This is a genomic window from Halalkalibacter suaedae (assembly GCF_017939705.1).
GTDB lineage: Bacteria > Bacillota > Bacilli > Bacillales > Bacillaceae_D > Halalkalibacter > Halalkalibacter suaedae.
In genome coordinates this window covers 92,725-117,105 of sequence record NZ_JAGKSQ010000006.1, presented here as the reverse complement: position 1 = coordinate 117,105, position 24,381 = coordinate 92,725, and the positions used below count along the sequence as shown (strand labels likewise).

Genomic DNA, 24,381 nt, shown 5'->3' with positions numbered 1-24,381 from the left:
GAACAAAGCAATTACCTAGCGTAGTATATTTCAGGAGCGGTTTACGTCCGCCAACTATCATTGTTCGGAATTTCTGTTAGTAAAATCACTTTTGTCCCATCCTCTTTTCTATCGTATTGATCCATGTGGTAAAATCGCGTGTACTCCTTTTGCTCCATTTACGATCTGAGTAATCCTTAAGTCCACTGCAACACTGGCTAAGGCTGTTGCTTCTACCTTACTCACGTTGTGAAACTGTTGAATCAGTTCGACCATTTCGCTTAGAGCTGTTGCTGTTGCTTCATTCAAATCTTCATTGAAACCAAAGGTAATCCAGCCAGATGGTGTATTGGCCCTTGGCATTTGTAGTGATTTTTCCTTGTGTAAAATTAAAGTAATATCGACAAAGTCCATTGGACACTCAATAGCTGTACCTGAAACTTCTCCGTCTCCTTGTAGAGCATGTCCATCACCAATTGAGAATAAGCCCCCGTCAACTGCTATAGGTAGAAAGAGACTACTCCCCCTAACTAATTCTTTGCAGTCAATGTTCCCACCGCAATAACGTGGTGGTGGAGTTGTATGCAAGCCTGGCTCTGCAGGAGCAACACCCATAAGACCCATAAATGGCTGAAGACCAACGTGAAACGTTTGTTCACCCAATTTGCATGTTCCGGTCATCGTGAGAGGATTGAGCTCCCAGTTCACTTGGATTCTCTCACTTTTGATTAAATCTAATTTTTCATTTTGCCAATTCTGTACGCCGCCTGCCCAGTTTTCACCATACCACCCAGGTACAAGCTCGTTCACCCTGATCTCTAGAACCATTCCAGCCTTTGCGTCAGCTACCTCAAATGGACCAACAATCGGGTGTGCTGGCTTTGCCTCTTGCTCTCTTGATGTGAAGAAGGTTTTAGCCTCTCCCTTTGATGTCGAATAGCCCCATTGAATGTCAGGTGTCGTGAGTTGAATAGAATCACCAGAATGAACGGTTAAGATCGGTTTATACTCATGATTGAAAGAGCCATGTAGATGTTCTGATTGTAATTTCACCTTATGTATCAAAGATTTCACCTCATTTTATGTTTCTTATTAATTCGCCAAAGGATGGGAGAAGTCCTATAGAGGCAAAAAAATAAGATATACATGGATCTTGATGGAGTTGAGATACTAAGCATATGAGAGATAAAAACAGAGGTTGGGGTGAATCGAGTGCCTGAGTTACCTGAAATGGAGAATTACAAGATCCTATTAAGTGAACGATTAGTAGGGAATACAATTACTGAGGTTGTTGTAACGAGAGAGAAGTCAATCAATATGGCTGTCGAGCAGTTTGTCAAAAAAGTAAAAGGTCGAACCATTATCGGAATTGAACGGAGAGCGAAGCATCTATTATTTAAATTAGATTCTGGCCAAACATTAATTGTTCATCTTATGCTTGGTGGTTTAATGTATGTCGGTTCTGAAACGGATAGTCCAGACCGAACGAAGCAAGTGATTCTCTCATTTGGTGAAACGAAGCTATTTTTCATCGGACTTCGCTTAGGGTATCTTCATTTATTAACAGAAAATGAATTATCTGTTGAGTTTAGTGAGCTTGGTCCAGAGCCATTAGATCCATCCTTTACAATGGAGCGATTTCATCAGCTAATCGATAAAAAGAGAGGAGTGATGAAATCAACACTCGTTAATCAAAAATTCATTGCTGGAATCGGGAACCATTATTCAGATGAAATATGCTTCGATGCACAAATTTTACCATCTAGGCAGGCGAATGAGCTGACTGACGAAGAGATGAACAATCTCTATAATAGTATCAAGTCGATATTGAAACGAGGAATAGATTTCGGTGGCTATATTGAACTTCCCGTTTACAAAGACGATAAAAAAACTGGATCATATAATCATCATGCTTTTGTATATGATCGTGAAGGTGAACCATGTCCGCGTTGTGCTAATCCAATTATTAGAGCCGAAATCTCGTCACGAAAGAGTTTTTACTGTGAACAGTGTCAGCATTAAAAATAGGTTTGTCCTAAAAGGAGTCCATACCTTTTGGAGACAAACCCTCATTGTTTTAACTAGCGTCTAGCCAGAGTGTACAGGTGTCTGAGACTTTCTTAAAACGGATTCGTCCTCGTGTAACCAAATTTAGTTTTGCTTCCTCATATTGTCCTTCTAGCATTAATCGCTGATTAATTTGCGTAATCTCCTGAAAATCCTCCCATGCCTTCTTGAAACTATCTAAGAAATGTTCATCATGCTTAGATGTAATAAAGGCTTCTAATTGGTTTAGTTCTCTTGCTAATATCGCCTCAGCTTGCTCTTTGTTCAACTGCCATGATGCAATTTTTTCGGTGTCGGTTGAATTGATCATATTGACCATAATTCCCCGAACTGTTAATGCGTGCTTGAACAGGGCCTCGACTTTTTCATGTAACGGATTTTCTGGATTACGATTAGGTAATTTAAATTGTGAGACAACTGCTGACAATGTGAACATATCTTGAATCGTTTCGTGAATGGTTGTGCTAAGCGACTCGATTAATAGCTTTTGTTCTAAGGTTGAGGCGAGGATTCGCTCGCTTCCTCTAGAGAGCTGTTCAATAATAGTAGATGTGTGCTGGAGAGCTTCTTTTGACACAGAATTACTTTCGACGATGATCATTCCTTCATCGGAAATCACATCTAAACGAGGCTTGATAAGTAGAATTTCTTCTTCAATTTTATTTAAAGCATGTTTTGATTCGGAAATGCTTTGGACGCCTTCATTGACTAAGGATAAGACTGTCGATGTACGATTAGCAGAATCAGCTATCTTCGCTTGCACCTTCGATATCAACGATTGTATTTCGTCTGTTGCCTGTTGCGACTGGCGAGAAAGAAGTCCGATTTCCATCGCCACGGTTGTAAATTCCTGCTTAGTCCCCTCAGATCTTGCGGCTTCAATATTTGCATTCAACGTTAATAGATTAATACGCTCTGCCATATTTTTAACCATTTCATTAATCACTGAAATTTTCTTTGAGGCACCTAACAGGTCCAATGTAGCAGCAGAATGACGCTCACCTTCATGGTCGAGCTTCTTAATAATCTCGAGCGAATGAGTCGAGCTTGAGCGACCTTCTCCTAAATAATCTTCCATTAGCTTTATTGAATGTTGATTCTGTTTGTTTTTATCGATAATCGTTTCCGAAGATGTCTTCACATCATTCAGTTCATCTGTTAGTTTTCTCGTTTTATTTTCTGTTTGCTGAATGTCTTTTGCAAGTTCCTGCAATGTTGTAGCGACATAATCGACTTCATTTTCCAAATGCAAAGAAGTGTCAGATAGCGTAGTTACCTTAGAATAGATCTGATTAGTTGACCGATCAACAATTCGGACTAAACGACTAAACATTAAGACCGTCTTCCGTAAAACTCCGTTTGTTGGGTTTGATTCATAGATCCTCCCTACCTTAGATATTTCAGTACTTAAATCGCCCTCAGAAACTAATTGTAAAACGGTGTTCGCTTTAGTAAGTTTTCGTTTTCGCTTAAACATTTTTTCCCTCCATATCTTCAGTATCGTCTGTCACTATTAATTATCATGAATAATGGTTAAATAATCAATGAATTCGTGAGGTATTATGACGATGATTTATCAATTTCTGTACTATTATTTTAAATTTTTAAAAAAGTTGTAAAATCGTTAATGTTATATTGCGAAGAATGGCTCTATCATGCGGTTTTTAACAGAAAAAAAGTTGAGGGTATTTGTGAGAAAATGAAACGTTTTCAAGGAAAATCTCTGGAATATTATCTACCGAATCCTAAGACAGCAGGTGAATGATTATGCATTAATAGCCTTAAGCGAACAACAAAAATCAAAGGGGGATTCACAATGACGGTTTCGGATATTTTCAAATTCAAGGATGAACGAACAAGAATATTGCATTTTACATGGTTTGCATTTTTCATTTCATTTTTCACTTGGTACAATATGGCACCGCTAGCAACAACAATGCTTGCGGATATGGAGTGGTTAACAACACAGCATATCGCAGCACTGGGAATAATGAATGTGGCTCTGACCATTCCTGCAAGAATTATCATTGGTTCATTGCTTGATAAGTTTGGCCCACGTATTGTGTACTCAGGCTTGTTAGTCATTATGTCGATTCCAGCGTTAGTGTTTGCCTTTGGTGATAGCTGGATTCAATTAGCAATTGCTCGTCTTGTTCTTGGTAGCATTGGGGCTAGCTTTGTTATTGGAATACGTATGGTTGCTGAATGGTATCCACCTAAGGATGTTGGATTTGCTGAAGGTATTTATGGTGGCTGGGGGAACTTTGGTTCAGCAGCAGCAGCGATGATTCTACCATGGATTGGATTAACTCTTTTCGGTGGTGACGATGGCTGGAGATATGCTCTTGCTTTAACAGGTGTTGTTTGTTTTATCTACGGAATTATTTACTATTTCTCTGTAAGGGATACGCCTGATGGGAAAGTAATGTTGAAGCCAAAACGTACAGGAGCTATGGAAGTAAGTAGCTGGGGCGATATGGTTCAATTAATTCTTTGGACGATTCCACTAGGCGGTGCGTTGGCAATTAGTGCATGGAGAATTGAGGGTCTTGGTTTTATATCTGAAACGATTTTATACACGATTTGGACGGTCATTGCTGTTGTATTCGTTTATCAAGTATTCAAAATCCTTCAAGTAAACATCCCGATTTTAAAAGAAGGGGTACCAGAGGATGATAAATATAAATTTAAAAATGTTGGTGCGTTAAATAGTACGTATTTTGCCAACTTCGGGGCAGAATTAGCAATCATTTCAATGCTGCCGATGTTCTTTCAGTTAACCTTTTCATTAACACCAGCCTCTGCTGGACTTATTGCTTCAACATTTGCATTTATTAACTTAATTGCCCGACCATTAGGTGGTGTGTTATCAGATAGAATGGGTAGTCGCAGAAATGTGATGCTTGTGTATATGTTTGGGATTTCTATTGGATTGGTTGGTATGGGCTTTATTGATTCATCATGGCCAATTGTCGTTGCAGTTGCAGTTGTGATGTTAACGTCAATGTTTATCCAAGGGGCTGAGGGGGCGACATTCGCAGTAATCCCGATGATTAAGAAACGGATCACAGGTCAGGTTGCTGGTATGTCTGGAGCATACGGGAATGTTGGAGCAACCGTTTATCTTACTTTGTTTACATTTGTTTCACCACAGCATTTCTTTTTCATTCTCGCAGGAGGAGCCTTTATCAGCTTTGTTATCTGCTACTTCACATTAGAAGAGCCACGAAACTCATTTTCCGATGAATACTATGTCTCTTCTGAGGACGGAGTAAATCAAGAAGCGGTGACTGAAGCGATTGGTGGAAAGTCAAAGAAAGCATTATAAGAGTTTGGTCTAAAAGATTGTTTTTTCCTTTTTGAACATGCCCTATAAAGTTATTTTGAGGCTGGGACATAACTAAAGTGGCTGATGAAATTCCGAACAAAGCATTTATTTAGCGGATGAAATATACGTAGACTCCTGCGGGATCAAAAGCCAAAGGTGAGACCCCACAGTGCAAGGCACGAGGAGGCTCAGCGGCTTCCCGCGGAAAGCGTAGTATATTTCAGGAGCGGTATCCTGACTCCATCCCTCTTTGTTCGGTTTTCAGTTAGTTTAAACACACTTTTGTTCCATCCTCTTTTTTCTGTTATCCAATTAAGGAAATATATGTTAGGGTAATAGTATCTTATTTAGGTAGAGGGTGCTATGTAATGGAAACCAATCATCCAGTCATTTCAATAAGAGATTTAATGATGAGGTATGATACGGATTTGATATTAAGAGGAATAGATTTAGATGTCTATCAAGGTCAAATTATTGGTTATATTGGGCCAAATGGTGCTGGAAAAAGCACAACAGTGAAAATTATGTTAGGACTTGTCCAAGGATTTACTGGATCCGTATCGGTCTTAGGACAAGATGTCTCAAATGGAGATATTAAGTACAAACGGCGGATCGGTTATGTACCAGAAGTTGCCGAGCTATATGATAACTTAACAGCACATGAATACTTAACATTTGTAGGTGAATTATATGGGCTAGATCGAGATCAAGCTGATCGTAAAGCGAAGAAATTGATGAAGCAGTTTTCTTTGGAGGATGTATATTATTCTCGTATTTCCTCATTTTCAAAAGGGATGAGACAGAAGGTTCTACTAATCTCTAGTTTGTTACATAATCCTGATTTACTTTTTCTTGATGAGCCATTAAGTGGGCTAGATGCAAATAGTGTCATGGTGGTTAAAGAAATCCTGGCTCAATTAGCGGAACAAGGGAAAACCATTTTCTATTCTTCTCATATTATGGATGTTGTTGAAAAGATCAGCAATCGAATTATTTTATTAGCTGAAGGTAAGATTGTCGCTGATGGAAGCTTTGATCAACTAAAAGAAAAGAATAAGGAAGGGTCTCTTGAAGAAATCTTTAATCAATTAACCGGATTTAATGAACATCGTCAAATTGCAGAGGACTTTGTTTCGATTGTTCAAGAGGTGTAGTCGATGAATAACTTTAAGACATTAGACATACTTGATCGTTTTCAATGGTTATTTAGTAGAGTTGGAATTAATTACCCAATTATGAGGCTCATATTAGAAACGAAATTAACAATGGATCAGCGGAGGGTGCCGACTGTGTTTAGTCAGTCACAGCCCAAAAAGAAGGACGGAAATCAATATTTGAAATCGTTATGGCTATATGCCTTCTTTGGGTTATTTCTCATCCCGTTTATCTTATTAGGTAGCAATTATATTTTCCAGATGACCATTGCTTTCGCTGGCTTTATGTTTATTGTCATGACATCAATGATTTCAGATTTTTCTTCTGTTTTGCTTGATATCAGAGATAAGACGATCCTAGCGACGAAGCCGATTGAGCAAAGGACATTAAGTGCAGCTAAGCTCATGCATGTATGCATCTATCTATTCTTTTTATCTGCAGCCATTACAACGATCCCTTTCATAGTTGCCTTGTTCACACAGGGAATATGGTTTGCGTTTCTGTTTTTTCTAAGTGTTATTCTTACAAACCTCCTTATTGTTGTAATGACCGGCTTATTATATATTTTTATTTTGAGGTATTTTGATGGGGAATTATTAAAGGATATTATTAACTATGTTCAAATCACCCTGTCTATTGCAATTGTTGTAGGATATCAAATTGTGATTCGTTCATTCGAATTCGTAGATTTAACGATTGTATTTGAAGCAGAATGGTGGCAACTGTTCTTTCCGCCAATGTGGTATGGAGCTATTTTTGAGGTGTTTCTAAATGGTAGAACTAGTCCTGTTTTAATGAGTGCAACAGGTCTGGCTTTGATTGTTCCCATAATAGCCATCTTGATTTATATAAAGCAAATGCCAATGTTTGAAAGGAATTTGCAGAAATTATCTACTGAACGTTCAAAAGTGGAAAAAAGAGAAGGTTTTCTCAGCAAAGCTATTACGAAATTAGTTTGTTCAAATAAGGAAGAGCGAGCGTTCTTTACATTTGCTAGTCGAATGATGAAACATGAACGAGATTTCAAATTAAAGGTCTATCCATCACTAGGCTTTTCTCTTATTCTTCCATTTATCTTTTTTTACAATGAGTTAAGGGAGCAATCACTAGAACAGTTAGCTGATAGTAGATGGTATCTTTCCATCTATTTCTGTATGATCATGATTCCAACAATTGTCATGATGCTCAAATATTCTGGTAAATACAAAGGGGCATGGTTATTCAAAACAGTTCCACTGAAGGAATTAGGTACAATGACTAGCGGGACGCTTAAGGCGTTTCTGGTCAAGCTTTTTCTACCAATTTATCTAGTTCTTTCAATCATCTTTCTGTTTGTCTTTTCATATCGTATTCTTCCAGATTTACTAATTGTTTTTCTGAGTTCTTGTTTGTTCACGGTTGTTTGTCAATTGTTTATGGACAAAACAGTTCTTCCATTCACGCAATCATTTGAAATGGCACAGCAAACTGATGGCTGGAAAGTATTTGTGTTGATGTTGATAGGTTCATTGTTTTTTGTAGCTCATCTTATTAGTTTAATGTGGTCGTTTGGTGTTTATGTCTATATCGTGATTCTACTTATTAGTAACTATGTGGTATGGAAAAGAGCATTAAGGGTAGCCCTTTAAATAGTAAAATGGATCAAAACTCTGTTATACTCCTAGTGAAAAGGTTTTCAACTAAGGAGGAATTTCAGATGAAAAAGGTTGTTATAACTGGTGGAAGTGGGTTACTAGGTCGCTGTATTGTTAAAGAATTTGTTGAGCGAGGGTATGACGTTGTAAATTGTGATGTGAAAAAGGTGGATGACCTCCCTTGTAGAACAGTCATCATAAACTTGAAGAATTTAGGGGAAGTTTATGGAGTGCTCCAAGGAGCAGATGCGGTTGTCCACTTGGCTGCTATCCCACAAGCTTATACCCATTCTAATGAAGTTACATATGAAAACAATGTGATGTCTACGTACAATATTCTTGAGGCTGCCGCGGGACTTGGGATCAATAAGGTTGTGTTAGCTTCAAGTGAGTCATCCTACGGTGTATGCTTTTCACAAAAACAACTCGAGCCACTATATGTTCCGATTGATGAGGATCATCCGCAGCTTCCAGATGATAGCTATGGGATGTCCAAAATTGTTAATGAAAAAACGGCTGAGATGATGAACCGAAGAACGGGCATGCAGGTTGTTTCACTAAGACTTGGCAATGTCATTACACCAGACATGTATCAGCAATTTCCTTCCTTTATCAATGATCCATTTCAAAGAGATGTGATCTTATGGAGCTATATTGATGCTCGTGATGCGGCTACTGCATGTATCCAAGCAATCGAGAAGGATGGACTTGGTGCAGTTGCCTTAAATATCGGAGCAAATGAAACAAGTATGAACATTGAGAGTCGTGAGTTAATGGCCAAGCGTTTTCCGAATGTTGAAATTCGTGGCGATGTTGAAGGATTTGAACCATTACTAAATAATAAAAAGGCAAAAGAGCTATTAGATTGGAATCCAGTCCATCACTGGAGAGATTATGTTGAAGGACAATAACCAAAAAAAGTGTGAGAAAAGGGTAATACCTTTCTTGCACTTTCTTTATTTGAAAAGGGAGCAAGAAGACCATAATTTAAGTGTACTCATTCACAATACTTATAAATCAATTGCACCACTCGATAACCAAAAAGGACTGCTCATTGCAGCCCGTCTTTACAAGTTTTAATTACTATTTTATTAAAAGTTCTATTTTAGTTCGAACGCTATTTAATACTTCTATTTTCACCTTACCAAATCTTTTTCTGATGATTCTTTTTGAAAGTGTATAAACTTTATCTGCTCTCACTGCCGATGTAACTTTTAGAGCACCTTCATCTAAGTCTTCTAGTTCAATCACGACTGAATAGTCAAGGTCTTTTAATTGTGATGTAATAGCCACAACAAGAACATCATCCGTCATTTGATTATAATCATCGTTTGAAATAATAAGAACAGGGCGTTGTTTTCTATTTGATAAATCACTGAATGGTACTGGAACTAAAACAATGTCCCCTTGTTTATGCGTCATTCCAAACCTCATCATCTATATCATTATCCCAAAAATCAGTGCTACTTTCGCTCGCTTTTGTTAAATCTTCTGATAGACTTTTTTCTCTTTTTACCTTTAAATATTCAGCAAAGTCCAAAATTTTATCGACTTCTTGCTCTGGAATTTCATCAATAATCTTGAGTAATCGTTCTTTAGCAGTATTCATGATACACATCACCTCTTTCATGAATATTTTATTTAATTATATCATTTTGGATTACTTCAAACCATTGGTGTTTTAGTAAAGCTCCCCTGTTAATGCAATAACGTCTCCTTATTTTCTTCCAATAACCCTTTAGCAGTAGCCAAATCTTTTTCGTGTACCGTTAACTTTAGAATAGAATCCTCGGTATTAGTTTCAACTTATTGAAATATCCTGCCACGTTTACTTTAAGTCCAACATATCACAAATATTTCTTATGCAGCTTCAGAAGAACGGAAATTACTTCATCTTTTTCAGTGGCCTCATAATTAGTGTGCTAGATTTTCTGACAAAATTTACTGAAATTTTAGTTAAATCATACAAAATAGAGAAAAGGTCTTGAGGGGCGAGAGCAAATGATTAAATTGTTAATTAAAAATGGCTCGATTTATATAGGAAATCAATTTGTAGCAGCACAGCTTCTTATTATTGACGAACGGATTAGTCAAATTATCTCAGTTGATGAAACGATAAGTAATGAAGAGGAATTTATGGTTATTGATGCTTCTGAACAATTGATTGTTCCTGGCTTTATTGATGCACATGTTCATTTCAATGATCCTGGGCGTGCCGATTGGGAGGGATTCCGAACAGGAAGCCAAGCGGCAGCCGCAGGTGGAATTACAACTGTTTTTGATATGCCATTAAATAGCAGTCCATCAGCTGTTGATGAGGAAATAATCGAACGTAAAAGAAAGCATATCTACACGCAATCCCATATTGATTTTGGCTTATGGGGTGGAATAACCTCCGAGAATGTTTCAGATTTTGATTGTCTAACAAAAATGAAAGAAAAAGGCATTGTTGGCTTTAAGGCATTTCTTTCTGAGAGTGGAATTAACGATTTTCCTCATTTAAAGAAAGAACAAATCATTGAAGCAATGAAAATAGCAAAAGAGCTTAATATGCTTCTAGCCTTCCATGCTGAGGACAATGAATTTATTGAGGAACGAATGCAAGTATTATTAGCTGATAAAAGGAAAGATCGTAAAGCATTTCTAGAAAGTCGCCCATTAGAAGCAGAGTTTCGATCAATTGAGCATGCATTACACTGTGCACTCGAAACAGGAGCAACTATTCATTTTGTTCATGTTAGCTCACCGGAAGCAATTCGGCTGATCAACCAATTTAAAAGGAAGGGGGCGGATGTATCTGTTGAGGTTTGTCCACATTACTTATTATTTAATGAAACGGATTTCTTGGAAAAGGGGTCAATTCTCAAATGTGCCCCGCCCTTACGTGATCAAGGAACAGTCGAACAGCTATGGAGCTGTATTAAGGAAGGATTAGTTGACATGATTGGGACCGATCACTCGCCCTGCCTACTATCAATGAAGGATGAAGGTCAGCAATCGATATGGCAGACATGGGGGGGAATTCAAGGAGTTCAGTTTGGGTTTCCTTTCTTTATAAGTGAAGCAAGGAAAAGAGGACTTGAATGGAGTGAGATCCTTCCATTATTAACTAGCAATGTTACTGATCGCTTTAGGCTTAAAGCGAAGAACTCCATGGTTGCAGTGGGGCAATTGGCTGATTTGACTATATTAGACACCTCGAAAAAATTAACAGTAAATAAATCTAACATTTTAATGAAAAACAATTATTCTCCATATGAAGGACTAGAGGCAGCTTGTGTTGTTACGAATACGATCGTACGAGGAACGGTTGTCTATCAAGAGGGAAAAGTGAAGGGGAGGCAAGGGTTTGGAAAAGATCTATTTGATTATTAGAGGAACTAACTAGAAACAGAATGATTGTTTGTTTAGTTTAACTAATGTCTTTTGGTGGGGGCTTCCGTAAAATAATTGAAAACGAAAGGGTTGAGAGGGTGTCGACAATGCAAACGATCTGGAGACCGAAAGATATATCAGAGGCTTGGAGCATCCAAAACAACCTCGCTGAGGAATACACCTATGTCTCAGGTGGAACATGGCTACGGACACAATGGGAAGCAGATCTATTACCGATGTCGCCGCATTTGATCAGTCTTGAAAGTCTGAATGAAACGAAAGGGATCAATGAGACATCTCTAAATGGAGAAACAATGGTTTTTATCGGGGCATCAACGACATTAGCAAGCTGTATCACTGATCCAGTAGTAAATACTAAAGTGCCACTGCTTGCGAAGGCATGCAAAAATATTGCCGCTCCATCCATTCGTAATCAAGCAACACTAGGTGGAAATATTTCAATTGCGACAGGAGATACACTTCCAGCCCTGCTGGTATATGATTCCTATTTAAAATGGTTTAACGGCACAAACTATGAATATGAAAGGCTAGAGGATTGGTTAGTGAGTCCACTTCAAAATCATCGCCGGATATTAGTCGCTATAATGATTCCCGTCACTCAAACGACACAAGAGGGAGACTTCTGTTTTTACACTAAAATAGGTAGACGAGAAACGTTTACTGCTTCTGTAGTCACCGTGGCTGGAGTAGGTGAAAGAACGAAAGACGGAATCTTTCAACATATTAAACTCGCTGCAGGTGGAGGGGCTTCACGAACGATGAAGCTAGCCCTTGCAGCAGCGAAAATAGAAAATCAACCTTATTCACAACAGCTACTTGAACAAGTAAATCAAACGATTGCTGAGGAAGTAATTGTAAAATCGGATCCTTTTGCATCGTCAGCATATAAAAAGGGAGTCATAGCTAACTTAATTTCAAGTGAATTCTATCATTTAGCTCAGAGTAAAGGTGGTGATCCGCTTGCTCCTAGACAAGAATCATAAAAATTGGAGAGTCCGAAGAGATGGTGCTGAAAAAGTGACTGGAGAGCTTCGATATTTGACAGACCTATCGGATTCAACCATGTTGATTGGGAAAATCGTCAGAGCCGGAATCCCGCATGCGAAGATAAAAGCAATTGACGTTTCAAAAGCAGAGGCGTTAGAAGGAGTGAAAGCAATCCTAACGTTTAGGGATGTACCGGGGTTAAATGGCTATGGAATCAATCAGCCAGATCAGCCAGTCTTCTGTCATGATGTTGTGCGATATGAAGGCGATGCGATTGCTGCGATTGCAGCAATAGACGAAAAGGTCGCAGAAGCAGCAGCGGCTCTTATTGAAGTAACCTATGACATGCTAGCAATTATAGATAGTCCTGAAGCGGCACTAGAGCCGGACTCACCGAAGCTTCATCCAGGGGGCAATATCCTTCATCAAACCGACTATACCAAAGGTGATGTTGAGACAATGTTTGCAGGCTGTGCCTACATTGTTGAAGAGGTGTATATGACGCCCCGGCAAATGCACGCCTATATGGAAACGGAGGGAGGATTATTCATCCCAGAGGAAAATGGCTATCTAACCGTTTATGCACCGACACAGCATGGCTATAAGGATCGAATGCAGCTTTCCCGAATTTTAGGATGTGAAGAAGAAAAAATCAGGATTATCTCAAGTCCAATTGGGGGCTCATTTGGTGGGAAAGATGAATTAAATGTGCAGCCATATGGTGCCCTGCTTGCACTACGCTGCGGTGTCCCGGTTAAGGTACATCAATCTCGGCAAGATTCAGTAAAGGCAGGCTTAAAAAGACATCCGATGAAGATCAAAATGAAAACAGGAATGGATTCAAACGGAAAGTTGGTTGCACATTCTGTTGATATTCTTTCTGATACAGGTGCCTATTCAACAATGGGCGCACCTGTTTTAAATTTTGCTACAGAGCACGCGATTGGTCCATATTCGATTCCAAATGTGAAAGTAAATGGCACGGTTGTGTATACGAATAATGGGCTTTCAGGAGAGTTCAGAGGGTTTGGTGGTAACCAAGTTATCTTCGCCTTAGAAGGTCAAATGGATCGACTGGCTGAGATGATAAGTATTGATGCATGGGAACTAAGAGGAAGGAACTTAAGGGCATCTGATGATCTAGGGCCACTTGGACAAAAGGTCATTCCAACTATCGGACCAGATCAAGTCTGGGAAGCAGCAATGCAATCCAAGCTTTGGAATAAGACAGTCTCATCTGAATGGAATGCTACAACACCTTGGATAAAAAGAGGGGTTGGTGCTGCCATTGCAATGCACGGGTCAGGTCTTGGATACGGGATTCCAGATCATGCAGGAGGTTTGATTCGTCTGAATAATCAAGGTCAAATTGAGGTTGCATTTGGGCATGAGGAATTCGGTCAAGGCTTAATTCCAACATTAGAGATCATGTTACTCGATCATTTTAACTGTGAGCCAGAGGACCTTAGCATTATGATCGGTGATACGGATCTAGTTCCCCAGAGCGGATCCTCTACTGCATCTAGAACGACAAATATGGTATGGCAATCATTGAATCGCTTAAAGGGACCGTTTTTAGAAGCGATGTATGAGTATGTTGGTAAGGTTTGTGCTGTACCTTTGGACCAGTTGGAGATTGGCCGAAAAGGGGTTTGGATCAAGGATTCAGACAGGGTTATTTCTTTTGCTGAGATGGTACAAAATGGTCAGACATTTGAATTCAACACACAGTTCCACTATCCGGTAACTCCTGATCCGATAATAGGGGCTCATTATCTTTATTCAAGCATCGCAGCAATCGTAGAAGTGGAAGTGAATGAACTGACAGGAATGGTGCGAGTGATAGCAATTGATCATGCTGTGGCTGCTGGACCAGTTATGAATCCAATGGGATATGTTGGCCAGATTGAAGGTGGAAGCATTATGGCAATGGGCTTCACCTTAACAGAGGATGCCATTATCAATGACGGAAGCTATGTAACGAAGAATTTTGATACGTATCTTATCCCCTCGATCTATGATGTACCTGAGGATCAGCATGTTGAAGCAATTGAAGAATTACCTGATGGTGATGTTTTCGGGCCGCGTGGGGTTGGTGAGATTGGCTCTGTTGCTCTTGCTCCAGCAATCGTTTCTGCTGTTCATAAGGCGACAGGGAAATGGGTGAAGAAGCTACCAATTTCACCAGAAGAACTAATTGAGTCACCTTTTTCAGTTAAAAAGAGACGGGAGGAGAAAGTATGAATGAGTATCTATTAAACTTTGAACTAAATGAAAAGCAGATTGTTCTTCGTACTTCTCCTTCAAGTAGACTAGTTGATCTGTTGAGAAACGATCTTAATCTAACAGGAACAAAGGTTTCGTGTGAGGTTGGTCGATGTGGTGCCTGTATGGTCATGGTTGATGGAAAACAAATGAACGCCTGCCTAACGATGGCTTATCAGTGCGAAGGCAAGAAAGTCACAACAATTGAAGGTGTAAGTGAGCAAAAGATCGATCCAATTCAGCAAGCCTTTCTTGAGGAGGGTGGCTTTCAATGTGGTTATTGCACTCCGGGTATGGTGATGTCGATCAAAGCGAAGTTGCTAGAGCATCCAAAAGCGACATTTGCAGAGTTGAAAGAAGCTTTGTCAGGGAATCTTTGTCGCTGCACAGGCTACGGGGGAATCTATCGTGCGCTTGAACGAATTGTCAACGAACAGTCTAGTCAGCTTTTGAGGAGGTAGAACAATGAATGAGTTTTATTGCTTTTTGCAGCAGCTTAAGATGAACCCAACTAGCGTGTTCGCATTAGCGACAGTAACTCAGGTGGATGGTTCTGCTTATCGACATGTTGGAGCGAAAATGTTGTTTGCGGCGAATGGAGAGCGGTATGGTCTAATTAGTGGCGGATGTTTAGAGGATGACTTAGCTCATCATGCAACAGAGGTTATTGCTAGTTTTATTACAAAAAGCGTTTCCTATGACTTACGATCAGAGGATGACCTTGGATGGGGACAGGGTGCGGGATGTAACGGTAAAATTAAGGTTTATGTTGAGCCTCTGCAATGGAACGATGAATGGTCTGTTGTTATGGACTTACTTGATCAAACGAAAAAAGTGCTTATGGTCAATGGAATAGAAGGGGAACATAGTGGGGCTCGTCTATTTTTAGGAGAAGATGGTTCGGTTTTTGGAAATGTTAGTAAGGAGAGTCTAGTCAGTTTAGGTTATCAATATCAAAGTCAGCTAACATCCTTTCAATATTTAGAGTCTGAAACAATTAAGACAAATTTTACGATAGAGTGGTTAGAGCCAGATGATATACTTTACATTTTTGGTGGTGGACCAGATGTAGAACCTATTGTTGCTAGAACAGCAGAGTTTGGTTTTAAGCCAGTTGTCATTGATCCAAGAGAAGATCGCTGTCAAACAAACTATTTTCCAAAAGCGAGCCTGCTTGTCTCAGAACATCCTGAACGTTTTTTAGAGGGGAATAACATGAAAGCAAATAGTTATGTGTTAATTATGACTCATAGCTTCATGAAGGATCAAAAAATTCTTGAGTACTTTCTAGAAAATCAACCTAAGTATTTAGGAATTCTAGGACCGAGACGTAGAACGGAGAGACTAATTGATTCGGCTCCTATTCCGAGTTGGGTTCACTCGCCGATCGGATTAGATATTCACGCTGAAGGAGCCGAGGAGATTAGTATTAGTGTATTAGCCGAATTGATCAAAGTACGACATGAAAGCAGACAACAGCAAAGGGGCAGAAACCCAATTCAAATCATTACTAACATTAACCCGACATGAGGAGGGGTTGAATGAGCGATCATTCTACTTATGCAGTGATCCTTGCTGCTGGCTTGTCTACTCGAATGGGGAGGACGAAACAGCTATTAGAGATAAAGGAACATCCTCTTCTTGAATTGGTGATGCGGAAGGTTGCAGCTGTTCCGTTTGAACAGATTCTTGTTGTTGTTGGGCATAAGGCAGATTTGATTCGAGAGCAGATTAGTCTGCCTGATTCGAGATTCAAATGGGTAGTTAATAGCAGCTATCAACTTGGCCAGCATACTTCGTTTTTGAAGGGGATTCAGCTTGTTCCAAGCGAGTCGTCTGTAATGTTCTTTTTAGCTGATCAACCATTTATTGAAGATAAGATGATACGTAACATTCTTGAAAAAGGCTGTCAAATAGCAAAAGAAAGAAAGATGGCGATTGCAGTAAGACCATACTATGAGAATCAGCCTGGTCATCCTGTGTTTTTAGCTCACTTTCAGGAATTGAGGTTAGTTGAAGAGGGAAGTGAAGCTGGTGGTAAATCATTCATTAAACAAGCGGAGATGTTTAGGTTAGAAGTGGATGAGTCTTCTGTTCTCTTTGATATTGATACACCAGATGATTATGAAGAAGCATTAAGGGTTGAGAGGTACATCGGGAAAAGGGTGTCTGACTGAATAAAATGATTCAGAACGAGACTGCTGCAAAAGTCCTTTTTAGCAGTTTCAAGGAAGTAGCAATGGCTCCACACGTTGCACGCCTTCTATGAGAAACACACTCATAGCAGGACTTAAGACACCGCAACGGTTTCGCTCATTGCTTAAAGGCCGCTGAAAAAGGTGAAAATCATACCTTTTTCATGTTACAATATTAAGTTGTCGAAGCAACCCCTAGTTGGACAGGAAACAAACTTCCGATAAAGAGAGCGATTCTCAGACGAAGTGTCTCATCCTCCCCCTTTAGATCAATACCAAGGATGTCCTCGCATTTCTTGACTCGATAGATAACCGTATTTCTGTGAACAAATAACTTTTTTGATGTTTCTGAAATCTGACAATTATTATTCAAGTAGACCGTTAATGTTTGAATGAGGTCTTCCTTTTCCTTATCAGCAGGGTAAGCCAAGTCCTTAAGAGACGTTTTGTAAAATTCCTTTAGCTTTTGCGATGGAATGGTTTTGAAGATCTCCGTCAGTTCCTTGATTCGATAGGTTTTGATAAATCTCCTCTTGTTCTCTCGATATCCACTACGAAGGGCATCGACGGCTTCCTGAAAAGTAGTTGGTATATCTTTAAGCCGTTCGGTATAATTACTAATTCCAAATGACAAAGAAGTGGCATTGCCTTCGAATAGGTCATGTTGAACATCCGTTATAGCTTCAAAGACTGTCTTCTCAATTAGATCATCGTAAAAATCAAATCCTAATAAAATAATGAAAAGGTCACCTTTCGTAAACAAAATGACATTATCAAATTGTTTCGACAGCATCGATTCAATCACCTCGTAAATCCGGTCACGCAGATTTCCTATTTCCTTCTCGGATTTTAACGGATATTTTTCAACATAAAGCTCTGAAATCTCATCTATTTTTGAAGTAATACAAATGTATTGATGTGATTTATCGAGATGATATGTTTTTCCGCGGTTGATGATTTCCTCCTCTGAGGCAATTGATCCTTCGACTAAGTCTGTAAAAAACTCATTTTTTAATCTTCTTGAATGTTGTTCAATTGCATGAAGTTTCATAAATTCAAATGAAATTACGTTGGCTGCTTGTTCAACAGCTAATGTAAATGGGTATTCATTCGATAGAGCAGATCCAAAAATGATGATATAGCCCTTTTGCTGGTTCGTTGTAATAATAGGATAAATGGAAAACTCGTTATATTCGGTATCGGAATCCTGTCGTGGGAGGGTCAATACTTTGTATGTGTCTAAATCCTCATGATGTACTTTCTCATGGATATGCCAATACACATCAAAGAACGCTTCTTTATCGATATCATTTGAGTAGGCCATAACATCAAGACGGTAGTTTAAAAGAATGACAGGGACTTTAATGATGGATGCCAAGCTTTCAATAATATTCAAAAACCCCCCACCCGAAATCACAATATCAGTGAACTCGCGATGAACCGATAATGCGTAATCTAACTCGTGGGTTCTTCTTTTTAAAATACAGCCTAATGCTTCATTAAGCATCTCACCTAAGGAGTAATTAAGGGGAATCTCAATAATTGGAAAGTTAAGTTGATTAGCCAATTTGATAACTTCTTCAGGAATTTCATCAATATATCTCTTTGTCTTTAGTCCAAGTCCTGCACAGCCTTGCCTAGCCATTTGTTCAACAAGCTTGATCAGGGCATTTGGGCTGTTCTTAATCGAATAGGCAGTTGTTAATAACAGCTGTTCTTTATTTAAATAATGAATGATATCTGGAGCATCCATAAGATTGACCGATTGTACACTATTCTCAATTCCTTTATTGCCTGCAACAATCATAGCTTCTTTAAATGTTGGGAGATTTAATATGTCTACTAACTTCATTTCCAACCAACTCCTTTAATAGAAAAACCTATTGTCAATAATGTACAAGAAAATAGCGGTCACTCAAACTTTTTTGTTAGAATATATCACAACTTTTATCCAATTGTTGGTTGAATCATCCAAAATAAAAGAAAGATCATTGTTGAAAAGAGTGATCGAAAATCTAACAGTGCCTTCGTTGATTATGACCGGAATGAATGTCTGGTAAATAAAATTGTCGCTATTGCTTAGTTGATTACACTAATAATCGGACATGATTTTGGTTGTATTGTACAATGACGGATTTATTCCTTTTAATTAAGATGAGGGTAATCAAAACAGGGTTAGGGGTTGGGATGAAGATGATATCAATGGCTGAAGTAAATGAGATGTCAAAAGAAGAGTTTGTAAAGACGGTTGGAGTTGTATTTGAGCATTCGCCTTGGGTAGCAGAGCGGACCTGGAAGCATCACCCTTTCGATAATGCCAATACAATGTATATGTTGTTAATTGAGGAAATGAACAAGGCAGAAGAAGATCGTCAATTGTCATTACTACGTTCACATCCCGACCTTGGTACAAGATTAGAAATTTCGGAAGCCTCGACGAGTGAACAAAAAGGGGCTGGCTTGAATGAACTGACGGAAGAAGAATTTAAGAAGTTTTCTCGTCTAAATCATGTATATGTAGATACATTTGGGTTTCCTTTTATCTTGGCAGTACGCGGACATACAAAGGAGTCGATCCAAATGGCAATGGAGCAACGAATTGCTAACACTGTTCAAGAGGAACGAAAAACGGCTCTAACTGAAGTAAGTAAAATAGCCAAGTTTCGTCTTGATGATATGATTGAACAATCTTTTGTAGCAGAAAGCTAGAAGGAGACAAGATAATGGATGAACAGCAAGCAATTGGTAAGCTAACAACGCATGTTTTAGATATTAGTACAGGAAAACCAGGTAAAGGGATTTTGGTCGAACTATGGGATTACGAGGAGCCAACAAAGCCAAGAAAATTAGTTGAAGCGAGAACAAATGATGATGGCAGGTTAAATAAACCATTATTAGAGGGAGATTCATTCAAGACAGGGACCTACCAATTGATTTTTAATGTCGGAGAGTATTATGCAAACAAGGGAATGTCACAGGATGAAGAAGTCCCATTTCTGGATAGTATTCCGATTCGTTTTACTATTGTTTCGAAAGAGCATTATCATGTGCCGCTCTTAATCGCACCGGGTGGCTACAGCACATATCGAGGAAGTTAAGGGGGAGAAAGAATGACTTCTACTAGTAACAATGCCATTGTCACTTTTGAACATGTCAATAAGGTCTATGGGAACGGTACGATTGCCTTAAGTGATTTCAACCTTGAGGTTAATGAAGGTGACTTTGTCAGTTTTCTTGGCCCGTCTGGCTGCGGCAAATCAACAGCTCTTCGAATGGTTGCTGGCTTAGGTGAAGCAACAAGAGGAGAAGTGAAGGTTTTTGGACAATCTCCGAAACAATTAATTAAGGAATCAAACGATATCGCATTCGTTTTCCAGGAGGCCAATCTACTTCCGTGGAGAAGAGTGATTGATAATGTTATTTTACCATTAGAGCTTCGGGGAATGAGTAAGCGTCAAAGCAAGGAAGAAGCCATTAGGGTGCTAGAAATGGTTGGATTAAAGGATTATGCATCTGCTTACCCTCGGGAGTTATCTGGTGGAATGAAAATGCGGGTCTCGATTGCACGTGCTTTGGCTGCAAAACCAAAGTTATTGTTAATGGATGAACCTTTTGCAGCATTGGATGAAATGACAAGGCAGAATTTACAGCTGGAGCTCTTACAAATTTGGGAGAAGGCGAACACAACGATTCTATTTGTCACCCATAATGTCTTTGAAGCAGCTTTCTTATCATCAAAAATTGCCGTTATGTCAGCTAGACCTGGGCGATTATCTGCTACGATTGATGTAGACCTACCTTACCCAAGAACATTGGAGATGCGGACAGATCGTCAGTTTGCAAATCTTGTTAAATTTGCTTCAGAAAAGCTAGAGAGAAGTTCCGAACAAAAGGAGTTGGTGTAAATGTCGACACCCGTTGCTAATGTGACGAAGAAGATAACGATAACTGACAAAATGAAGCTTGTGAATAGTAAAAGTAAATGGCTGAAATTCCAACAGCTCTATCTGGGGCCAATTGTTGCATTTGTTGTGTTTATCGCCCTGTGGCAGCTTGTACCGATTCTACTCAGCATGCCACATTATATTTTCCCGAAGCCGACTGACGTGATAGCAGCGACCATTAAAAGTTGGGATTTATTATTGGTAGCCGTTCGTGTAACAGTAATGGAATCGATGATTGGTTTCTTTTTAAGTGCTGTGATCGGGATAGGTGTATCGATTCTACTTGCTAGTTCAAAAATTCTCGAAAGAAGTATTTATCCATATGCGATCATTTTACAGACGATACCTGTTGTTGCTGTTGCCCCAATTATCGTTATATGGTTTGGTTCTGGTTTCAATTCTATTGTTGTTATTTCATTTCTAATCGGGTTTTTCCCAATCATTTCTAATACCTTAATGGGACTCAATTCAGTTGATAAAAATATGGATGAATTATTTTCGCTGTATAATGCTTCGAATTGGCAGAAGATGTGGAAGCTTCGTATTCCAGCTGCAATGCCATTTATTATGGCTGGGTTGAAGGTTTCCTGCACTCTTTCGATCGTAGGAGCGATTGTCGGTGAATATGTTGCCGGAGTTGGTGGTGGTAAAGGTGGTTTGGGCTATGCGATAACTGTTTCGGCAATACAGGTAAACACATCATTCTTATTTGCTTGCGGAATTGCCGCAGCGGTTTTAGGAATTGGCTTTTACCTTCTGATTAGCTTACTTGCTAAGTATGTCCTTGGATCTTGGCATGAGTCTGCAATGAAGGTTGATAAATAATAATTATATAAAGAGAGGGGTCATTTTAAAATGAGAATTCATAATATTCAGAGAAAATGGTTAGCCGTTATGCTAAGTTTCATGTTCATTTGCATCCTTGCTGCGTGTGGTGGACAAGAGCCAGCTGCTACCGATGACACTACAGAAAATAATGAAGAGGGCTCGGGAGCAAATGGAGGTGGGGAAGCTTCAGAGACGACAGCGGTAAAATTAGTCTTAAACTGGTTCCCTAAAAGTCAACAGGGTGGCTTCTTCGCTGCTGATTCAAAAGGTTACTTCGAGGAGAATGGTCTTGAAGTTGAAATAGAACCAGGTGGGCCTCAAGTATCATCTATTCAGATTGTAGCCTCCGGGCAAGCACAGTTCGGTTTAGCACATGCCGATCAGCTAGTCATCGCTCGTAATCAAGGAATTGAACTCGTTGCAATAGCTGCCTCTTTACAGAATAGTCCTGCAGCTATGATGTTTCATGAAGGTGCAGGAATTGAGGATTTTGAAGATATGAACGGACGTACAGCTTATATTCAACCAGGTATACCTTATTGGGCATACCTACAAGCTAAATATGACCTAAGTGGGGTAACTGAATTAGGCTACACTGGACAACATGTTAATTTCATTGATGATCCAAACTCTGTAAGTCAAAGCTTTGTTACATCTGAACCGTTCTTCCTTGAACGAGAGGGTGTTGCAACAGAAACAATACTTGTTTCAGAGTCAGGTTTTGATCCTTACAATGTCGTACTTTTTGTAACTAAGGACTATTTAGAAGGAAACAAGGGTACTGTTCAACAATTTATGAATGCCTTCACTCAAGGCTGGGATTACTATGAGAACAATTCTGAAGAGATCAATGAAGTGATTCAAGTGGCAAACCCTAATATTGAGTTAGAAGAATTGGCATTTGAAACAGAGGCACAAAAAGAATTTGTATACGGTAATGATGCAGCAGAGCATGGTGTGGGATATATGACAGAAGAAAGATGGAGTACATTAATTAGTCAGTTGCTAGAGCTTGAATTGCTTGATGATGAAGTAGAAGCAACAGAGATCTTCACAACTGAATTTCTAGAATAACGTAGGAAATGACTCACTAGGCCTCAAAGGGTAGATGCATAACCTTTTGAGGCCTTTAGTATCTGAAATTCACTGAATTACTTGGCACATTTTGTTACAGAAACGAGTAAAGGAGTTCGTGCTACATCTTTAGAGGTTGCGAGATTTTAGCATTTGATTTAGTTAGATTGAACAAATAATTCTGAGTTTATTAGCTTAATTGAATAATGACTAACTCAAGTGGCTTTTCTAAACTGAGTATAATGAAACATCTTGAGAGGAGTGATTGACTTGGTTGTAGCATATCGAATTGATCAACAGAGACTATGGGATTCTTTAATGAAATTAGCTGAGATTGGTTCTAGTTCACCAATTGACCAAGAAGGCATAACAAGACTGTCGTTAACTAAGTCTGATCTACAAGCAAGAGGGGCATTAGTTGACTTAATGGAAGAGGTCGGTCTAGATGTACGAATTGATACAGTAGGAAATATTATTGGAAGATGGGAAGGTACTGACAGCACTGCACCGGCTGTCTTAACTGGCTCTCATATAGATACAGTCCAGCAAGGAGGCATTTTTGATGGGGCACTTGGTGTGCTTGGGGCAATTGAAGCAATTAGAACCTTGATGGAGGCTGGAGTGCAATTGAAGCACTCGATCGAAGTCGTTTCCTTTTTGGATGAAGAAGGCACAAGGTTTGGAACAGGGTATATCGGAAGTAAAGCAATGGCTGGAGAGTTAAAGGAAAATGTTTTTGACTTAATTGATGATGATGGGATCACTTATCGTGAAGCATTTCTCCAAGCAAATCTTGATCCGGCTTTATACAAAGATGCGACGCGAAATAAAGGAGAGATCAAGGCATATATAGAAATGCATATAGAGCAGGGCAAAGTATTGGAGGAGCAGGGTCTCTCTGTTGGAATCGTTACAGATATACAAGGACCATTGTGGCTAGATATTACGATTACTGGGAGTGCTGACCATGCTGGTGCGACTCCGATGAATATGAGAAAAGACGCATCACTTACAATGGCTGAAATAATATTAAACATTGAAACCATTGCCAAAAAATATGATGGGGTTGGAACAGTCGGGAAAATGACTATTGAACCAGGTGGAGTAAATATTATTCCTGGCAAAGCCTCATTTTCGGTTGATCTACGTCATGTTGATAAAGTAAAAAGGGCTGAGATGGTTGATGCCGTCTATGAATCTGTTGAAAGAGCTTGTCAAAAAAGAAATGCACAGTACTTGATCGACATAAAAAAGGATGTCGACCCTACCTCTTGCTCTGAGGAGATTATTCAAGTGTTAGAGGGAGCTTGCCAGGACCTAACAATTCCAACAATGAAACTCCAGTGCGGGGCAGGACATGATTCGTTAATTATGTCGAAAATGACGAAAATGGGAATGATCTTTATTCGCTCAAAAGACGGGATTAGTCATAATCCTAAAGAGTGGTCGAGCAAAGAAGATTGTGCAACCGGTACACAGGTTTTACTTAATACATTAGTTCAGCTTGCAAGTAAATAGAGTGGAGGATT

22 protein-coding genes are annotated in these 24,381 nt (G+C 39.3%); 17 read left to right on the top strand and 5 right to left on the bottom strand.

All coding sequences use genetic code 11. The features are described from left to right. Positions 1 to 108: 108 nt before the first annotated feature. Positions 109 to 1,053 carry an acetamidase/formamidase family protein gene (locus tag J7W16_RS15175; RefSeq protein WP_346726938.1) on the bottom strand — a complete coding sequence of 315 codons (945 nt, stop codon included), beginning with the start codon at positions 1,051 to 1,053 and terminating at the stop codon, positions 109 to 111. Between the two features lie 138 nt (positions 1,054 to 1,191). On the opposite strand from J7W16_RS15175, the gene mutM reads away from it, so the two are divergent. Further along, positions 1,192 to 2,001, top strand: a complete 810-nt coding sequence (gene mutM / locus J7W16_RS15170) for a bifunctional DNA-formamidopyrimidine glycosylase/DNA-(apurinic or apyrimidinic site) lyase (RefSeq protein WP_210598197.1) — start codon at positions 1,192 to 1,194, stop codon at positions 1,999 to 2,001. Between the two features lie 55 nt (positions 2,002 to 2,056). Here the strand turns inward: mutM and J7W16_RS15165 are convergent, their stop codons facing one another. Continuing rightward, positions 2,057 to 3,523 carry a methyl-accepting chemotaxis protein gene (locus tag J7W16_RS15165; RefSeq protein ID WP_210598195.1) on the bottom strand — a complete coding sequence of 489 codons (1,467 nt, stop codon included), beginning with the start codon at positions 3,521 to 3,523 and terminating at the stop codon, positions 2,057 to 2,059. A 339-nt stretch (positions 3,524 to 3,862) separates the two neighbouring features. On the opposite strand from J7W16_RS15165, the gene J7W16_RS15160 reads away from it, so the two are divergent. From J7W16_RS15160 to J7W16_RS15145, 4 genes are all read left to right on the top strand, one after another. Beyond that, positions 3,863 to 5,374 carry a NarK family nitrate/nitrite MFS transporter gene (locus J7W16_RS15160; protein WP_210598193.1) on the top strand — a complete coding sequence of 504 codons (1,512 nt, stop codon included), beginning with the start codon at positions 3,863 to 3,865 and terminating at the stop codon, positions 5,372 to 5,374. Between the two features lie 368 nt (positions 5,375 to 5,742). Next, complete coding sequence (locus J7W16_RS15155) at positions 5,743 to 6,528, top strand: ABC transporter ATP-binding protein (protein ID WP_210598191.1); 786 nt, start codon at positions 5,743 to 5,745, stop codon at positions 6,526 to 6,528. Between the two features lie 3 nt (positions 6,529 to 6,531). Then, positions 6,532 to 8,157, top strand: a complete 1,626-nt coding sequence (locus tag J7W16_RS15150) for a hypothetical protein (protein ID WP_210598189.1) — start codon at positions 6,532 to 6,534, stop codon at positions 8,155 to 8,157. Positions 8,158 to 8,225: 68 nt separating this feature from the next. Further along, positions 8,226 to 9,074 (top strand): NAD-dependent epimerase/dehydratase family protein, encoded by an 849-nt coding sequence (locus J7W16_RS15145; RefSeq protein WP_210598187.1) that lies wholly within the window; start codon positions 8,226 to 8,228, stop codon positions 9,072 to 9,074. A 172-nt stretch (positions 9,075 to 9,246) separates the two neighbouring features. On the opposite strand, the gene J7W16_RS15140 is transcribed toward J7W16_RS15145, so the two are convergent. Both J7W16_RS15140 and J7W16_RS15135 read right to left on the bottom strand, forming a co-directional pair. Continuing rightward, positions 9,247 to 9,585 (bottom strand): type II toxin-antitoxin system PemK/MazF family toxin, encoded by a 339-nt coding sequence (locus J7W16_RS15140; protein ID WP_210598185.1) that lies wholly within the window; start codon positions 9,583 to 9,585, stop codon positions 9,247 to 9,249. Beyond that, positions 9,575 to 9,772 carry a DUF2281 domain-containing protein gene (locus J7W16_RS15135; protein ID WP_210598183.1) on the bottom strand — a complete coding sequence of 66 codons (198 nt, stop codon included), beginning with the start codon at positions 9,770 to 9,772 and terminating at the stop codon, positions 9,575 to 9,577. Before J7W16_RS15135 ends, J7W16_RS15140 begins: the two co-directional genes overlap by 11 nt. Before the next feature lie 392 nt (positions 9,773 to 10,164). On the opposite strand from J7W16_RS15135, the gene allB reads away from it, so the two are divergent. From allB to J7W16_RS15105, 6 genes are all read left to right on the top strand, one after another. Beyond that, positions 10,165 to 11,538: an allantoinase AllB gene (gene allB, locus J7W16_RS15130; protein ID WP_210598182.1), complete on the top strand. Its 1,374-nt coding sequence runs from the start codon at positions 10,165 to 10,167 to the stop codon at positions 11,536 to 11,538. A 107-nt stretch (positions 11,539 to 11,645) separates the two neighbouring features. Beyond that, positions 11,646 to 12,542 carry an FAD binding domain-containing protein gene (locus tag J7W16_RS15125; protein ID WP_210598180.1) on the top strand — a complete coding sequence of 299 codons (897 nt, stop codon included), beginning with the start codon at positions 11,646 to 11,648 and terminating at the stop codon, positions 12,540 to 12,542. Next, entirely contained in the window at positions 12,520 to 14,790 is a 2,271-nt protein-coding gene (gene pucD / locus J7W16_RS15120; RefSeq protein WP_210598178.1) for a xanthine dehydrogenase subunit D, read from the top strand. The genes J7W16_RS15125 and pucD overlap by 23 nt, the downstream gene beginning before the upstream one ends. After that, positions 14,787 to 15,272, top strand: coding sequence for a 2Fe-2S iron-sulfur cluster-binding protein (locus J7W16_RS15115; protein ID WP_210598176.1), 486 nt, complete (start codon positions 14,787 to 14,789; stop codon positions 15,270 to 15,272). Before pucD ends, J7W16_RS15115 begins: the two co-directional genes overlap by 4 nt. A 4-nt stretch (positions 15,273 to 15,276) precedes the next feature. Next, a complete protein-coding gene (locus J7W16_RS15110; RefSeq protein ID WP_210598175.1) occupies positions 15,277 to 16,341 on the top strand; it encodes an XdhC family protein in 1,065 nt (354 codons plus the stop codon). A gap of 11 nt (positions 16,342 to 16,352) precedes the next feature. After that, the gene (locus tag J7W16_RS15105; protein WP_210598173.1) at positions 16,353 to 16,988 is read left to right on the top strand and encodes a nucleotidyltransferase family protein; all 636 of its coding nucleotides are present in this window, start codon (positions 16,353 to 16,355) and stop codon (positions 16,986 to 16,988) included. 193 nt (positions 16,989 to 17,181) lie between these two features. Here J7W16_RS15105 and J7W16_RS15100 read toward each other — a convergent pair whose 3' ends face one another. Next, the gene (locus tag J7W16_RS15100; RefSeq protein ID WP_210598172.1) at positions 17,182 to 18,858 is read right to left on the bottom strand and encodes a PucR family transcriptional regulator; all 1,677 of its coding nucleotides are present in this window, start codon (positions 18,856 to 18,858) and stop codon (positions 17,182 to 17,184) included. A 335-nt stretch (positions 18,859 to 19,193) separates the two neighbouring features. On the opposite strand from J7W16_RS15100, the gene uraD reads away from it, so the two are divergent. The 6 genes from uraD to J7W16_RS15070 all read left to right on the top strand — a co-directional run bounded on the left by uraD (position 19,194) and on the right by J7W16_RS15070 (position 24,370). Further along, complete coding sequence (uraD, locus tag J7W16_RS15095) at positions 19,194 to 19,715, top strand: 2-oxo-4-hydroxy-4-carboxy-5-ureidoimidazoline decarboxylase (RefSeq protein WP_246880037.1); 522 nt, start codon at positions 19,194 to 19,196, stop codon at positions 19,713 to 19,715. Between the two features lie 14 nt (positions 19,716 to 19,729). Next, complete coding sequence (gene uraH, locus J7W16_RS15090) at positions 19,730 to 20,104, top strand: hydroxyisourate hydrolase (protein WP_210598170.1); 375 nt, start codon at positions 19,730 to 19,732, stop codon at positions 20,102 to 20,104. A gap of 12 nt (positions 20,105 to 20,116) precedes the next feature. Next, a complete protein-coding gene (locus tag J7W16_RS15085) occupies positions 20,117 to 20,911 on the top strand; it encodes an ABC transporter ATP-binding protein (RefSeq protein WP_210598168.1) in 795 nt (264 codons plus the stop codon). Then, positions 20,912 to 21,775 (top strand): ABC transporter permease, encoded by an 864-nt coding sequence (locus J7W16_RS15080; RefSeq protein WP_210598166.1) that lies wholly within the window; start codon positions 20,912 to 20,914, stop codon positions 21,773 to 21,775. It begins immediately after the preceding gene. Between the two features lie 30 nt (positions 21,776 to 21,805). Further along, positions 21,806 to 22,852 carry an ABC transporter substrate-binding protein gene (locus J7W16_RS15075; RefSeq protein WP_210598164.1) on the top strand — a complete coding sequence of 349 codons (1,047 nt, stop codon included), beginning with the start codon at positions 21,806 to 21,808 and terminating at the stop codon, positions 22,850 to 22,852. A 270-nt stretch (positions 22,853 to 23,122) separates the two neighbouring features. Further along, positions 23,123 to 24,370 (top strand): Zn-dependent hydrolase, encoded by a 1,248-nt coding sequence (locus J7W16_RS15070; RefSeq protein WP_210598163.1) that lies wholly within the window; start codon positions 23,123 to 23,125, stop codon positions 24,368 to 24,370. Positions 24,371 to 24,381 lie beyond the last annotated feature (11 nt).

Bases quoted from the DNA above. Each gene is read 5' to 3' on its own strand.
- J7W16_RS15165 (WP_210598195.1), bottom strand. From the start codon at position 3,523: ATGTTTAAGCGAAAACGAAAACTTACTAAAGCGAACACCGTTTTACAA.
- J7W16_RS15160 (WP_210598193.1), top strand. From the start codon at position 3,863: ATGACGGTTTCGGATATTTTCAAATTCAAGGATGAACGAACAAGAATA.
- J7W16_RS15155 (WP_210598191.1), top strand. From the start codon at position 5,743: ATGGAAACCAATCATCCAGTCATTTCAATAAGAGATTTAATGATGAGG.
- J7W16_RS15150 (WP_210598189.1), top strand. From the start codon at position 6,532: ATGAATAACTTTAAGACATTAGACATACTTGATCGTTTTCAATGGTTA.
- J7W16_RS15145 (WP_210598187.1), top strand. From the start codon at position 8,226: ATGAAAAAGGTTGTTATAACTGGTGGAAGTGGGTTACTAGGTCGCTGT.
- J7W16_RS15140 (WP_210598185.1), bottom strand. From the start codon at position 9,585: ATGACGCATAAACAAGGGGACATTGTTTTAGTTCCAGTACCATTCAGT.
- J7W16_RS15135 (WP_210598183.1), bottom strand. From the start codon at position 9,772: ATGAATACTGCTAAAGAACGATTACTCAAGATTATTGATGAAATTCCA.
- allB (WP_210598182.1), top strand. From the start codon at position 10,165: ATGATTAAATTGTTAATTAAAAATGGCTCGATTTATATAGGAAATCAA.
- J7W16_RS15125 (WP_210598180.1), top strand. From the start codon at position 11,646: ATGCAAACGATCTGGAGACCGAAAGATATATCAGAGGCTTGGAGCATC.
- J7W16_RS15115 (WP_210598176.1), top strand. From the start codon at position 14,787: ATGAATGAGTATCTATTAAACTTTGAACTAAATGAAAAGCAGATTGTT.
- J7W16_RS15110 (WP_210598175.1), top strand. From the start codon at position 15,277: ATGAATGAGTTTTATTGCTTTTTGCAGCAGCTTAAGATGAACCCAACT.
- J7W16_RS15105 (WP_210598173.1), top strand. From the start codon at position 16,353: ATGAGCGATCATTCTACTTATGCAGTGATCCTTGCTGCTGGCTTGTCT.
- J7W16_RS15100 (WP_210598172.1), bottom strand. From the start codon at position 18,858: ATGAAGTTAGTAGACATATTAAATCTCCCAACATTTAAAGAAGCTATG.
- uraD (WP_246880037.1), top strand. From the start codon at position 19,194: ATGAAGATGATATCAATGGCTGAAGTAAATGAGATGTCAAAAGAAGAG.
- uraH (WP_210598170.1), top strand. From the start codon at position 19,730: ATGGATGAACAGCAAGCAATTGGTAAGCTAACAACGCATGTTTTAGAT.
- J7W16_RS15085 (WP_210598168.1), top strand. From the start codon at position 20,117: ATGACTTCTACTAGTAACAATGCCATTGTCACTTTTGAACATGTCAAT.
- J7W16_RS15080 (WP_210598166.1), top strand. From the start codon at position 20,912: ATGTCGACACCCGTTGCTAATGTGACGAAGAAGATAACGATAACTGAC.
- J7W16_RS15075 (WP_210598164.1), top strand. From the start codon at position 21,806: ATGAGAATTCATAATATTCAGAGAAAATGGTTAGCCGTTATGCTAAGT.